Here is a 12727-nt window from a genome sequence, read left to right as displayed (position 1 = left end):
CGGGCGGCGGACTGCCGACCGATTCCCCTCAAGCTAGAGCAGGTTCGCGCATCTTGCAAGCAGATGCACTCATTTTCACGCAGGATGCTGCGTGCACCTGCGTGATCGCACGATCACTCGCGCACGGCGCCCTCGATCATGCCCTTGATGAAGTGTCGCTGCAGGAACACGTAGAGCAGCACGACCGGCAGTGCGACCATGACCGCGCCCGCCGCGAGCAGGGCGGTGCCCTGCGTGTACTGGCCCTGGAAGAACGCGAGCCCGAGCGGCGCCGTGCGCACCGCACCGTTCGGCGACATCACGAGCGGGATGAGGAACTCGTTCCACGTCCACATGAAGACGAGCAGCACGAGCGTCAGGATCGCCGGCCGCCCGATCGGCACGAGCACCTGCCAGAGGATGCGCATCGTGCCGGCGCCGTCGAGCCGGGCGGCCTCGATGAGCGCTCGGCTCGAGGAGCGGAAGTACGTGCGCATCCAGTACGTGCCGAAGGCGATCGACATCGCGATCTGCGGCAACGCGACACCCCAGACGGTGTTGGTGAGGCCGAGCACCCGCAGGTCGAAGTAGAGCGGCACGATGAACGCCTCGGTCGGCACCATGATGCCGAGCAGGAACACGTAGAACACGAGCGTCGCCCCGCGGAACCGCATCGTGCCGAGCGCGTAGCCCGCGAGGATCGAGGCGAGCACCGAGACGAACACGACGATCGCGGCGACGACGACCGAGGTCAGCATGTACTGCCCGAATCGGCCGATCTCCCACGCCTCGGGGAAGTTCTCGGGGTGGAACACGCCGCCCTCGCGCGCCGCCGAGGCGTCTTTCGGGCCGAAGGCGAGGGTGATGATCACCCCGATGGGGCCGAGCACCACGAGCGCGAACACGATGAGCACGAGATAGTTCGCGCTCCGTTCGATCGGGGAGACCTTCATTTGCGTTCTCCGATCACGTTGACGACGGCGTTGATGGCGAACACGATGACGGTCAGCACGATGCCGACGGCGGTGGCGACACCGACGTCCCCGAGTTCGAAGGCACGACGGTAGATCTCATAGCTCGGCACGGTCGTCGAGGTGCCCGGTCCGCCGCTCGTCGTCACGTAGACGAGGTCGAAGGTCTTCAGCGCCGCCACGATCGTGAGCGTGAGCGCCACCGTGATCTCACCGCGCACGGTCGGCAGGGTGATCGCGAAGAACTCGCGCACCGGACCCGCCCCGTCGAGGCGCGCCGCCTCGTAGAGTTCGCGCGGCACCCGGCTCATGCCGGCCATCAGCAGCACGGTCACGAGGCCCGTGCACACCCACGTGCCGATGAGCCCGACAGCGGGCAGCGTGAAGGTGTAGTCGCCGAGCCACGGGCGGGTCAGCGAGTCGAGCCCGATGAGGCGGAGGAAGCCGTTGAGCGGGCCGTCGGGCGCGTAGATCTGCCGCCAGGTCACGGCGACGACGACCATCGCGATGACCTGCGGCAGAAAGATGACGCTGCGGAAGAAGCCCATCCCGCGCACCTGCGAGCGGGTGAGCAGCGCGGCCAGCAGCAGGCCGATCGCGAGGGGCAGCACGGCATAGAAGAAGACGAGCACGAGGGCGTGCCAGAACGCCTCGCGAAGGCGTTCGTCGAAGAGGATCTCGACGTAGTTGTCGAGGCCGACGAAGGTCGACTCCCCGAGGCCGTCCCACTCGAAGAGGGAGTACTGCGCGGCCCTGCCGAGCGGGAACAGCAGGAAGCCGCCGTAGAGGAGCAGGGCGGGGGCGAGGTACGCCCACGCGACCCAGCCCGATCGGGCGGGGCGCCGAGTGGCGCTCCGCCCGACCGTGGTGCTGCCGTCACTCATTGCTAGCGACGAACTCCGAGTAGTCGGCTTCGAGCTTCTCCGTGAACTGCTTCGGCGTCGCCTGACCCGCGAGCAGGTCCTGCAGCGCCTGGCCCATGGTGTCGCCGAAGGTCGGCGTCGCGTAGTCGAGGTAGGGCAGCAGGCTGCCCTTGCCCGTGACGTCGCCGAACACGGTGAACACGTCGGCCAGCACGCCCGAGCTCGGTGCGAGCTCTGCCGTGCGGTTTACCGGCAGGTTGCCGGTCTCGGCGAGCACGTCCATCGCCTCGTCGTTCGTGATGAAGTCGAGGTACGCCGCGGCCACGTCGGTGTTGTCGGCCGCCGAGGTGATCGTGAAGGGCAGGCCGGTGCCGCCGGTGGTCGCCGGGGTGCCGTCGCCCGTGTTCGGAATGAAGAAGCCGACGTCGTCGCCCATCGCGTCGCCGAGGTCGGCGGCGAGCCACGAGCCGCCGATGAGGAACACGCCGTCGCCGCCTGCGAGCGCCTGCCAGGCCGCGTCGTAGTCGGTGCCGTTCACGCCGTCGTTGAAGTAGCCCGAGTCGACCCAGCCCTGCAGGGTCGTCGCGGCCGCGACGTTCTCGGGCGTGGTCCAGCTCTGGCCGGCGTTGCCGAGGCCGAGGTCGGTGATGACGTCGGCGGCGACGTCGTCGCCCTGCACCGGGCCGAAGACGTGCAGTGCCGGCCACTGCTCGATGTTGCCGAGCTGCATGGGGGTCTCCCCCGCAGCCTTCGCCGCGGCGAGCGCAGCGTCGAACTCGGTCCAGTCGGCGGGCACGTCGAGCCCGAGCGCGGCGAGCTTCGACTTCGAGTAGAAGACGCCGACGACCTCGCCGACCTGCGGCAGGCCGTAGAGGTTGCCGTCGCCGAAGACCTTGGCGTCTTCGCTGTAGGTCGAGTACTGCAGCACCGACGGCGAGTAGCGGTCGAACCAGCCGTAGGCCTCTGCGTAGTCGTCGAGCGGGCGCAGCTGCTCGGCCGCGACGAACTGCCCCATCGTGTTGCGGCCGTTGTTGGCCTGCACCACGTCGGGGGCGTCGGCGTCGGTGAGGGCGAGTCGCAGCGTCGTCGCGAGGTCGTCGAACGACTGCGAGTTGCGGTCGATCGTGACGTTCGGGTACTTCTTCATGAACGCGGCGTTGAGCTGCTCCATCTGCTCGTTCTGGCCGCCGCGCACCTCTTGGTCCCACACGGTCAGGGTGACGTCGCCGACGCCCGAGATGTCGGTGCTGATCGCGCCCGTGCTCTCTTTGGCGTCGTTGCCGCCGCTGCCGGGTGCGCAGCCGGCGATGGCGAAGATGAGCGCGGCTCCGCCCAATGCGGCTGCGCTCAGTCGGGTGTTTCGCTTCATGATGTACCTCTCTTTTCGGGGAACGATTGCCGGGCTGCTGTGGCTCGGTAGTCGGCGAAGGGGAACGTGGATGCCGCTCTGCGGCGACCCGATGCCTCGGGCATCACGTCGGTGAGAAAGCCGAACCGTGCGATCGACTCGCGATCGCCGGCGCGGCGCGTGCGATCCCACCAGTCGGCGAGGTCGCCCCAGCCGGGGGCCGCGAGCGCCCCGCCCGGTTCCTCGACGGCGATGGATGCGCAGAGCGCCGCGAAGGAGAGACGCTGTTCGAGCGGCCAGCCGCCCAGCGTGCCGAGCACGAGCGCCGCGCCGAAGACGTCGCCGGCGCCGGTCGCGTCGCGTGCGTCGGCGGGCACGGCGGCCACCGTCACCTCTTCGCCGCGCGCGGAGTCGATCGCGACGGCGCCGTCGCCGCCGCGCGTGACGACCACGAGCGGCACGCGATCGGCGAGCGCTCGGGCCGCTGCGAGGGCCGAGTCGGTGCGGGTGTAGGCCATCGCCTCCGCCTCGTTGGGCGTGAATGCGAAGCAGTCGCCGAGCGGCGCCAGGTCGGCCGGGTCCCATCGCTCCGACGAGTCCCAGCCGATGTCGGCGAAGATCTTCGTGCCGGCGCGGGCCGCCGGCTGCCACCAGGCGTCGCCGGCGCGCTCGCCGCGCGACATCGCGCCGAGGTCGGCGAAGGTCGCTCGAGCCGAGGGGCCGCCGGCTGCATCGGCCCCGCTCCCGGCGCCGACGAGTTCGCCGACCGACACGGGGCTCGCCGCCTCGTGCGTGACCATGCTGCGGTCGTCGCCCGATGCGATCGAGACGGTCACCGGCGTCGGCCAGTTCGGCACGAGCCGAGACCTGCCGAGGTCGATGCCCTCCCGGTCGCCGAGGAACTCCCAGCACCAGCGCCCGTAGACGTCGTCGCCGAGCGTCGCGGCGAGCGCGGTGCCGAGGCCGAGGCGGGCGGTGGCGACTGCGAGATTGGCGACGCCGCCGGGGCTCGCCACGAGCTGATCGGCGTGCACTTCGGTGCCTGGACGCGGCGCGGCGTTCAGCCCGGTGAAGATGAGATCGAAGAAGACCGGCCCCGTCAGCAGCACGTCGACGACATCGTCATCAGTTCGTTGCGCCACGGATCCTCCTCGATGCGATCGCGTGAGCGATCGTCAATGACCTTTGACTGAACATACTCTCGAATGAACGCTCCTGCGTCAATTCATGCGCGAAGTTGACTGCTACGATCTTCCACATGCTCACAGCAACGCGACAGGCACACATCCTGAACTCCCTGCGCACTGACGGCGAAGTCACCGTCGAAGAGCTCGCAGAGCAGTTCGGCGTGTCGCTCTCCACCATCCGCCGCGACCTCAACGCGCTGAGCGCCGAGGGGCTCCTCCGGCGGGTGCGCGGCGGCGGCAGCATCGAGCCCGACCAGATCCCGTTCACCGACGTCGAACGCCAGCACCACCCCGAGAAGTCGCGCATCGCCGCGCGCGCCGCCGACTTCGTGGCCGAGGGCGACGTCGTCATCATCGACATCGGCACGACGACCGCGCTGCTCGCCCGGCAACTGCGCGGCCGGCGCATCACGGTCATCACCTCGAGCCTCGCGGTCATCGACGAACTGCGCGACGACGACGTGGTCGAGCTCATCGTGCTCGGCGGCGCCGTGCGCAAGAACTACAACTCGATGATCGGCACGCTGACCGAGCAGGCGCTCGCGCAGATCCGCGCGACGACCTGCTTCCTCGGCACGAGCGGCATCCGGGCCGACGGCACCATCTCCGACACGACCGGCATGGAGGTGCCCATCAAACGGGCAATGATCGAGTCGTCGCAGCGCACGGTCGTGCTGGCCGACGCCTCGAAGTTCCCGGGTGTCGGCGTGCTCAGCGTGTGCGGCCCCGAGCAGATCTCGGCCGTCGTGACGAATGAGGGGGCGGATGCCGCGACACTCGAGCTCCTCCGCGAGACCGGCATCGAGGTGAGTGTCGCGTGAAGCTCACCATCATCGGCGGCGGCGGCTTCCGTGTGCCCCAGGTCTTCGAGGCCGTCTCGGCCGACAACGCTCCCGTGCGCATCGACGAGCTCGCCCTCTACGACGTCTCGGCGTCGCGCCTCGAGACGATCGCCGCGATCCTGTCGGGCCTCGCGCGCGAGCGTCGCCACGTGCCGACCATCACGACGACGACCGATCTCGAAGAGGCGCTCCGCGGCGCCGACTTCGTGTTCAGCGCCGTGCGCATCGGCGGCACCGCCGGCCGCATCCTCGACGAGCGCACCGCACTCGACCTCGGGGTGCTCGGTCAAGAGACGGTCGGCCCCGGCGGCCTCGCCTACGCGCTTCGCACCGTGCCGTTCATGACTCGTCTCGCCGAGACGATCCGCAAGGTCGCGCCCGAGGCGTGGGTGATCAACTTCACGAACCCCGCCGGCATCGTCACCGAAGCGATGCAGCGGGTGCTCGGCGACCGCGTCGTCGGCATCTGCGACACGCCGATCGGGCTGATCCGCCGCGCCGCGACCGCCGTCGGCGGCTCACGCGACATCGACTTCGACTACGTGGGCCTCAACCACCTCGGCTGGCTCCGCTCGATGACGGCCGACGGCCGCGATCTGCTGCCGGGCCTGCTCGCCTCCGACGACACGCTCGAGAGCATCGAAGAGGCTCGTCTCATGGGCTTCGACTGGGTGCGGGCACTCGGCGCCCTGCCGAACGAGTACCTGTACTACTACTACTTCACGCGCGAGGCGACCGAACGCATCCGCTCGGCCGCCACGACCCGCGGCGAGTTCCTCGACCGGCAGCAGGCGGCGTTCTACGCCGCGCCCGGCGCCGACCCGCTCACGACCTGGATGAACGCGCGCCACGAACGCGAGTCGAGCTACATGTCCGAGAGCCGCGAGGTCGACGAGAAGCGCCACGAGTCCGACGTCGACGGCGGCGGCTACCACGAGGTCGCCCTCGACCTCATGGCGGCACTCGCCACGGGCCGGTCGGCGACGATGATCCTGAACGTCCGCAACAACTCGCTCGTGCCCCAGCTGCCCGAAGACGCGGTCGTCGAGGTCGGCTGCCACGTCGACGGCGATGGGGTGCACCCGTGGCCGATCGCACCGGTCTCGGGCGAGATGCTCGGCCTCATCACGCAAGTGAAGGCCGCCGAACGACTCGTCATCAGCGCCGTGCACGAGCGGTCGCGCGAGCAGGCGTGGCGCGCGTTCGCAGCGCATCCGCTCGTCGACTCGGTCGGCGTGGCGCGTTCGCTGCTCGACCGCTACCGCGAGGGCTTCCCCGAGATCGGCGCGCTGCTGAGCTGAGCGGCCCGGATCTGAGTCACCGCGCTCAGTTCAGCGCCGCGATCGCGTCGGCTACGAGCTGCACTTCCGACGGTTCGTCGTCGACGTCGGGGGTGAAGCCCATGCGCACGACCACGAGGTCTTCCGACGGCACGATGATGACCTTCTGGCCGTCGTGCCCGTTCATCGAATAGGTGTCCTCGGGCAGTTCGGGCCAGCGCAGGGTGCCGTCGGGCAGCAGGTTGGTGCGAAAACCCATCGCCAGCCCGAAGTCGTCGGTCTCCTCGTAGTCACGGTTCGCGAGCGTCTGCTCCATCCAGTCTTCGGGCAACAGCTGCTCGCCGTTCCACTCGCCGTTCTGCAGGGCGAACTGGCCGACCGCGGCCCAGTCGCGCGGCGCCGCCCACAGGTACGACGAGCACACGGGCGTGCCCACGGCGTCGGGTTCGAACGTCGCCGTCGAGAGGCCGAGGGCCCCGAGGATCGTCTGGCGCGGCAGGTCGGCGCCGAGGCCCGTGCGCTCGGTCAGCACCGAGCAGAGCAGCGTCGTCGAGCCGCTCGAGTACTCCTGCACCGTGCCCGGCTCGTGTTCGAGCGGCAGGCTCGCGACGTAGGCGCCCATGTCGGGCTCGAGGTAGAGCATGCGCGTGATCGGCGTGCCGAGGTCGTAGGTCTCGTCCCACTCGAGGCCGCTCTGCATGCGCAGCAGGTCTTCGACGGTGATGTCGGCGCGCCCGTCGGTCCACTCGGGTCGGAGGTGGTCGTCGCCCAGCGAGACGACGCCCTGCTTCACGAGCATGCCCGTCATGAGCTCCGTGACGCTCTTCGACATCGACCAGCCGAGCTGCGGCGTGGTCTGGTCGAAGCCGTCGGCGTAGCGCTCGGCCACGAGTTCGCCGTCGTTCACGATGACGACGCCGCGCGTGCCGAGCGCCGCCTGGTCGGAGGCGCCGAGCTCGTCGCCGAAGGCACGGCCCATCGCCTGCTCGAGTGCCGCGTCGATCTCGGGCGTGGCCGCCGCGGGCGCCGCGACATCCGTGAATGGATTGCCCTTCGCCTCGATCGCGGTGGCCGCGCCCAACTCGGGCCGGTGGTCGGCGAGGGTGCAGCCGAAGCCCTCGGCGAACCACGCGGTCTGGTGCGCCAGCGCGCCCTTGATCGAGCCGGTGACCGAGCGGGCGTCGACATCGGCGTCGACCTGCAGGTAGGGCACGAGCGGGTTCGAGGGCAGGTCGGTGGCGGGATCGTCGCGGCCGGCGACCTCGGCGACGGCGCACGCGTTGTGGGCGGCGTACCCCGTGCCCGTCAAGAGGATCGGCTGCTGCCAGAGGTAGACGCCCGTGAACGCGGCGATGAGAACGAGGGCGGTGACGGCGATGACGACGATCACCCGACGGAGGATGTGCACGAGCGGATGCTATCCCGAGAGTGAGGGAGAGAACGCATCCCACGCGCGGCGCCGCTCGCTGCGGGGGTCGGATTCCACGCGATCCGAGGCGTCGATCACGAGCGTCGATCTGGTCTGCTCGTCGTAGCGCGGCCACAGCGGCCCCGGCGCCCCGGTCTCGACGAAGGCCAGCCAGTGCTGTCGCATCCGCTCGCCCGCCGCCGCGTACTCCTCGTTGCCGCCGAGGGAGGTCATGACCCTGGCCGCCGGCACGTCGGTTCGGTCGAACAGCGCGAACATCTCGATGCCGTGCGTCGCGTCGAAGCCGGTGAGCCTGAGCAGCCGGGGCGCGACGTCGAACCGGTACGACCAGACCGGCGCGAATCTCGAACAGGTGTCGGCCACGCGAGTGCTCGGGTACCAGAAGCCGAAATCTCCGCCGAAGTCCGCTGCCGGCCGCCGCGCCGGCAGCTGGGGATAGGCGGCGCGCATGGCTCGGCGCGATTCGCCCGGGGCGCGGGCGAACAGCTCGTCGATGCGCTTCTCGCTGCGGGGCAGGATGTCGACGCGCCCCCGGAAGATCGACCCCTCGCGATCGTTGGTGCCGATGATGAGCGGCACCCGGTGGGCACGACCTTCGCGGAAGGCGATGAAGGGGCGCTCGGGCACGAGATCGCCGTCGATCACGGGTGCGAAGCAGAACGCCCCGGCATAGGCGTCGGGCGTGCGCACCTGCAGGGCGACGGATGCCGCGACCAGGTCGTCGACGTTCGCCTCCGCCAACAGCTGCCGGGGCGTCGCCGACGCGACGGCATCGGGTGGCGCGATGTCGTGCGCCGCGGCATCCGCCTCGGGTCGCTCGCGTATCTGCTCACGCAGGATCGCGACGAACTCGGCCGCCCACCTCGCCGTCAGCGCCGTCGGGTAGACCGCGTCGGGCGGCGGACTCTGTGCGATGGCCCCGGCGAAGAGCCCGCGGGCCGTCGGGGTCGCCATGAGCGTCGTGACCGCGTTGCCGCCGGCCGATTCGCCGAACACCGTGACCTGTTCGGCGTCGCCGCCGAACGCGGCGATGTTCTGCTGCACCCACTGGAGCAGTGCGACCTGGTCGCGCAGCCCGAGGTTGCTCTCGAACGTGCGCTGCTCGGTGCTGTAACGCGTGAAGTCGAGGTAGCCGAGGGCGCCGAGCCGGTAGTTGAAGCTCACGTACACGACGCGCCCCGTGCGCACGAAGCTCTCGCCCTGGCCCGAGAAATCGCGCGACGATCCGGCGCTGTAGCCCCCGCCGTGGATGAACACCATCACCGGCAGCAGCGACCCGCCCGCGTCGCGGACGGGTGCCGAGACGTTGACGGTCAGGCAGTCCTCGTCGGCGGCGACGGCGTTCGCCGATGCCCTGAGCCGGCGCCGCGCCTGGGGCGCCACCGCGCCGAACTCTCTCGCGTCGCGCACGCCGTTCCAGGCCGTCACGCGCGCGGGAGCCCTGAAACGCAGCATCCCGGTCGGCGGGGCCGCGTACGGCAGGCCCCGCCACACGTGCAGCCCGCCCTCGCGGATGCCGCGGGCGAGGCCGCCGGTGACCCGAACCTCGAGTCCACCGTGCGTGGCGTGTCGCGCGGTCATCGCCGCCCGCTGCTCATCGCCTCAGTCAATCGCTCCCGCGTCGGCGCCGCCAGTGCCGGAAGGAAGTTTCTCGTCGTCGCCGAGCATGACCGAGAGCAGCGGCGCCGCCCACGGATGCTCGTCGAGGTGCTCGGGAAACCTCATGGCGAGCACGGTGTTCACGAGCAGCCCACGGGCGAGGTAGTCGCGCGCCTCCTCGGGCGTCGCGTTCGTGTGCTCGAGCAGCACCTCGTACATCTGCGAGAGCAGTTCGCGCACGTAGGTGCCCACCGCGGGCACGCTGCACGTGGCGAAGCCCTGCAGCAGCACGCCCATGACGGTGTCGTCGAGCGCGGTGCGCGCGTACCGGGCGTCGAAGTGTTCGAGGTCGAACTCCTCGAGCTGGATGCTGCGCATCTGCTCGACGATCGCATCGCCCGCGCGCTCGAGCACCGCGAGGAACAGCGCCTCTTTCGTGCCGAACAGGTGCAGCACGTAGCCCTGCGAGATACCGGCCGCGTCGGCGATCTGCGACGTCGTGGCGCCGAAGTATCCGCCTCGCGCGAAGACGCGCATCGCGGCGTCGAGCACGAGCTGTTGGCGTGTCGCGCGCTTGAGGTGCGTCGTCTCTGCCATTGCCTGAATTCTACCCTCCCCCGCGTCCCGCCCGCACAAAGTGTCCGGCCGTGCTTCGAGCGTCGGACGCTCTGTGCTTGACAGAACTCAGTGCTGTCCCTGATCTTGTAATTGATTGATTACATCATGATGTCAATCGGGCCATGATTGCCCACCATCCCACACCCTCACGAAGGAGCCCCAGCATGTCCACGACCACGAGACGACACCGGCCGAGAGGACTCGCCGCGATAGCCGTCCTCGCCACGGTCGCCCTCACCGGATGCATCCAGCTGCCGTTCGGCGGCGGCCCGAAGGCGACGCCGGTGCCGGCCGTCGACAAGCGGACCGAGATCACCATCCCCGCGCTGAGCGGCTCCGGCGACGGCGCCGTGAGTGCGATCGACATCAGTGTCTCCCCGAACACGAACGGCGCACTCGCCGTCGAAGTGTCCGAGAACGAGGTCGGGGGCGTCGGGCGCACGCTGCAGTCGTCGGCCTGGAACTCCGCGATCGTCGCGACCCTCTTCACGGGCGCCGATCTCGCGACCGACTACCGCTTCGCGTTCGACGGCTACGTCGACGGACCGAGCGCGGGCGGCATCATGACCGCCGGCATCATGAGCCTCCTGCTCGGCGACGAGATCCTGCCGGGTGTCGCGATGACGGGCACGATCACGCCGACCGGCACGATCGGCCCGGTCGGCGGCGTGCCCGAGAAGATCGCCGCCGTCGGCGAGGCCGGCGAGTACACGAAGGTGCTCATCCCCCTCGGACTGCGCAACGCCCCGAACCACGACGGCACCCCGGTCGACGTGGTGCGTCTCGGCGCCGAGCACGGCGTCGAGGTCGTCGAGGTCGGCGACATCGCCGAGGCGTACACGCACCTCACGGGCGAGTCGCTGCCGGCGCCGACGAGCACCGCGATCCCGCGGGTCGAAGAGCCCGGCTATTCGAGCATCGAGTCCGCCACCAAGAGCCAGATCACCGAATTCGAGCGCAACGAGTCCAACTACCTCTCGCTCTCCGAGTTCGTCCGGTCCGTCGGCGACGAGGCGTACGCCATCGCAGCACTGGATGCCGCGTCCGCACGCGACCTGCTCTCGCAGGGTCTCGTCGGGGGCGCGCTCATGAAGGCGATCGGGGCCAACCTGCTCATGAAGGCGCTGAGCGGCTCGTACCGAACGGCCGACGACGTGCTCGCGCGCGGCATCGACAGCCTGCTCATCCGATTCGACTCGGTCGACCAGGCATCCGACACCTTCTTCAACTACCTCGACAAGCTCGACAACTACAAGGTCGAGACCCTCGCCGACGCCGACGCGCTCATCAACGCGTACGGCAACGCGTTCGACGCCTACTCGCTCTACCTGTACGCGAAGGCGCAGATCCAGGCGATCTACGACAACTCGGGCGGCTACGCCTCGGTCGAGGAGCTGCTCGGCGACTCGCTCGTGCCGCTGCTCTACCTCGAGATCTCGATCGCACAGGTCGAGGCCGCCGAGGCCGTCTTCGAGATCGCGCGCGACGGCGAGGGCCCCGAGCTCTCGCCCGAGACCGACGTCGAGGCGATCGCCGAGTTCTTCCGCAAGGCGGCCGACTCGAACCTCGAGGTGTTCAACGCCGACGTCATCGCGTACCTCGCCGAAGACGCCGGCATCTCGGAGGCGGTCGCGCTCGAGGCGATGGGCAACAACGACCTCGCGATCGCACTCTCGAACAACGCGACCGAGCTCGTCCACGGCATCCAGGCCTACCTCGGCGAGGAGAACCCCAACGCCGCCTACGCCGGCATGGGCTACGGCTGGACGAACTACGCGCGCAACGCGAGCCTCATCGAGAAGTACGGCACGAACGGCATCCTCGACTGGGAGACGGTCACCGTCGTCGGCGTGCAGAGCGACGCACGACTCGTGCACACCCTCGACTTCTCGCGCGGCCAGGTCGCGCAGGCGATCGGCGTGCTCGACGACAACGGCTACTCCACGGTGCTCGGCGTCGGCTCGTTCGAGTCGGCCTCGCTCGCTCGCGAAGGCGACTTCGACGAGAAGTTCACCGCCATCCAGGACTACACGGGCACCTTCGCGCTCAGCCGGGTGCTCGCCTATCTCGGCGGGTTCCAGCAGGCCGAATACGCCGAGTGACCGGCCTGCTCCACCTTTCACCATTCCACCCTGAGAACAGAAGGAAACACGACAAATGACCGACCAGAACCTGCAGCAGCCCCAGCCGACCGCCTCCGACGCGCCCGCCGCGCCCGAGTACGGCGGCGGCGCATCGGCTCCCGCACCGGCTCCCGCGCCGGCCCCCGCCTACGCCGCTCCGCCCGCCGCTCCGCCCGCCGTGCCCGGCAAGGGCCTCGGCATCGCCGGTCTCGTGCTCGCGATCGTGCTGCCGCTCGTCGGCCTCATCGTGAGCATCGTCGCGAAGTCGAAGTCGAAGAAGGCGGGCGTGAAGAACACGCCCGCGACCGCCGGCGTCATCATCGGCGCGATCCTCACCGCGGTCGGCATCATCGTCGCGATCATCGTCATCTCGGTCAGCGCCTCCATGATCGGCGGCGTCGTCGAGATGTGCGCCGAGCTCGGCGAGGGCGTCTGGGAGGTCGACGGCGTCACCTACACCTGCGGCTGAGCCCGGCCCCGCTGAGCCC

Annotated in this window: 11 protein-coding genes; 4 read left to right on the top strand and 7 right to left on the bottom strand. The window is 69.6% G+C overall.

Translation table 11 applies throughout. From position 1 onward, the window contains the following. Positions 1-113: 113 nt before the first annotated feature. The 4 genes from ACWGST_RS03160 to ACWGST_RS03145 are packed head-to-tail and all read right to left on the bottom strand — an operon-like array spanning position 114 to position 4303. Positions 114-932, bottom strand: a complete 819-nt coding sequence (locus ACWGST_RS03160) for a carbohydrate ABC transporter permease (RefSeq protein ID WP_452045187.1) — start codon at positions 930-932, stop codon at positions 114-116. After that, a complete protein-coding gene (locus tag ACWGST_RS03155; RefSeq protein ID WP_452045186.1) occupies positions 929-1834 on the bottom strand; it encodes a carbohydrate ABC transporter permease in 906 nt (301 codons plus the stop codon). Before ACWGST_RS03155 ends, ACWGST_RS03160 begins: the two co-directional genes overlap by 4 nt. Further along, a complete protein-coding gene (locus ACWGST_RS03150) occupies positions 1827-3182 on the bottom strand; it encodes an ABC transporter substrate-binding protein (protein WP_452045185.1) in 1356 nt (451 codons plus the stop codon). Before ACWGST_RS03150 ends, ACWGST_RS03155 begins: the two co-directional genes overlap by 8 nt. Further along, positions 3179-4303 (bottom strand): carbohydrate kinase family protein, encoded by a 1125-nt coding sequence (locus tag ACWGST_RS03145; protein ID WP_452045184.1) that lies wholly within the window; start codon positions 4301-4303, stop codon positions 3179-3181. Before ACWGST_RS03145 ends, ACWGST_RS03150 begins: the two co-directional genes overlap by 4 nt. A gap of 116 nt (positions 4304-4419) precedes the next feature. Here ACWGST_RS03145 and ACWGST_RS03140 point away from each other — a divergent pair, with 116 nt between their 5' ends. After that, entirely contained in the window at positions 4420-5169 is a 750-nt protein-coding gene (locus tag ACWGST_RS03140; protein WP_452045183.1) for a DeoR/GlpR family DNA-binding transcription regulator, read from the top strand. Beyond that, a complete protein-coding gene (locus tag ACWGST_RS03135) occupies positions 5166-6491 on the top strand; it encodes a 6-phospho-beta-glucosidase (RefSeq protein ID WP_452045182.1) in 1326 nt (441 codons plus the stop codon). The genes ACWGST_RS03140 and ACWGST_RS03135 overlap by 4 nt, the downstream gene beginning before the upstream one ends. A gap of 25 nt (positions 6492-6516) precedes the next feature. Here ACWGST_RS03135 and ACWGST_RS03130 read toward each other — a convergent pair whose 3' ends face one another. The 3 genes from ACWGST_RS03130 to ACWGST_RS03120 are packed head-to-tail and all read right to left on the bottom strand — an operon-like array spanning position 6517 to position 10095. Continuing rightward, a complete protein-coding gene (locus ACWGST_RS03130) occupies positions 6517-7878 on the bottom strand; it encodes a serine hydrolase domain-containing protein (protein ID WP_452045181.1) in 1362 nt (453 codons plus the stop codon). 9 nt (positions 7879-7887) lie between these two features. Next, on the bottom strand, positions 7888-9480 hold the full coding sequence (locus tag ACWGST_RS03125; RefSeq protein WP_452045180.1) for a carboxylesterase/lipase family protein: 1593 nt from the start codon (positions 9478-9480) through the stop codon (positions 7888-7890). 21 nt (positions 9481-9501) lie between these two features. Then, on the bottom strand, positions 9502-10095 hold the full coding sequence (locus ACWGST_RS03120) for a TetR/AcrR family transcriptional regulator (RefSeq protein ID WP_452045179.1): 594 nt from the start codon (positions 10093-10095) through the stop codon (positions 9502-9504). A 185-nt stretch (positions 10096-10280) separates the two neighbouring features. On the opposite strand from ACWGST_RS03120, the gene ACWGST_RS03115 reads away from it, so the two are divergent. Together ACWGST_RS03115 and ACWGST_RS03110 are read left to right on the top strand one after the other, a co-directional pair. Beyond that, positions 10281-12218 carry a S16 family serine protease gene (locus ACWGST_RS03115; protein ID WP_452045178.1) on the top strand — a complete coding sequence of 646 codons (1938 nt, stop codon included), beginning with the start codon at positions 10281-10283 and terminating at the stop codon, positions 12216-12218. Positions 12219-12273: 55 nt separating this feature from the next. Further along, positions 12274-12708 (top strand): DUF4190 domain-containing protein, encoded by a 435-nt coding sequence (locus tag ACWGST_RS03110; protein WP_452045177.1) that lies wholly within the window; start codon positions 12274-12276, stop codon positions 12706-12708. Positions 12709-12727: the final 19 nt, after the last annotated feature.

The organism is Agromyces sp. NPDC055520 (genome assembly GCF_053619715.1).
This window is presented reverse-complemented; position numbering and strand designations above follow the sequence as displayed.

Coding starts and splice junctions, on each gene's coding strand:
- ACWGST_RS03125 (WP_452045180.1), bottom strand. CDS start 9,480: ATGACCGCGCGACACGCCACGCACGGTGGACTCGAGGTTCGGGTCACC.
- ACWGST_RS03150 (WP_452045185.1), bottom strand. CDS start 3,182: ATGAAGCGAAACACCCGACTGAGCGCAGCCGCATTGGGCGGAGCCGCG.
- ACWGST_RS03110 (WP_452045177.1), top strand. CDS start 12,274: ATGACCGACCAGAACCTGCAGCAGCCCCAGCCGACCGCCTCCGACGCG.
- ACWGST_RS03160 (WP_452045187.1), bottom strand. CDS start 932: ATGAAGGTCTCCCCGATCGAACGGAGCGCGAACTATCTCGTGCTCATC.
- ACWGST_RS03115 (WP_452045178.1), top strand. CDS start 10,281: ATGTCCACGACCACGAGACGACACCGGCCGAGAGGACTCGCCGCGATA.
- ACWGST_RS03155 (WP_452045186.1), bottom strand. CDS start 1,834: ATGAGTGACGGCAGCACCACGGTCGGGCGGAGCGCCACTCGGCGCCCC.
- ACWGST_RS03140 (WP_452045183.1), top strand. CDS start 4,420: ATGCTCACAGCAACGCGACAGGCACACATCCTGAACTCCCTGCGCACT.
- ACWGST_RS03120 (WP_452045179.1), bottom strand. CDS start 10,095: ATGGCAGAGACGACGCACCTCAAGCGCGCGACACGCCAACAGCTCGTG.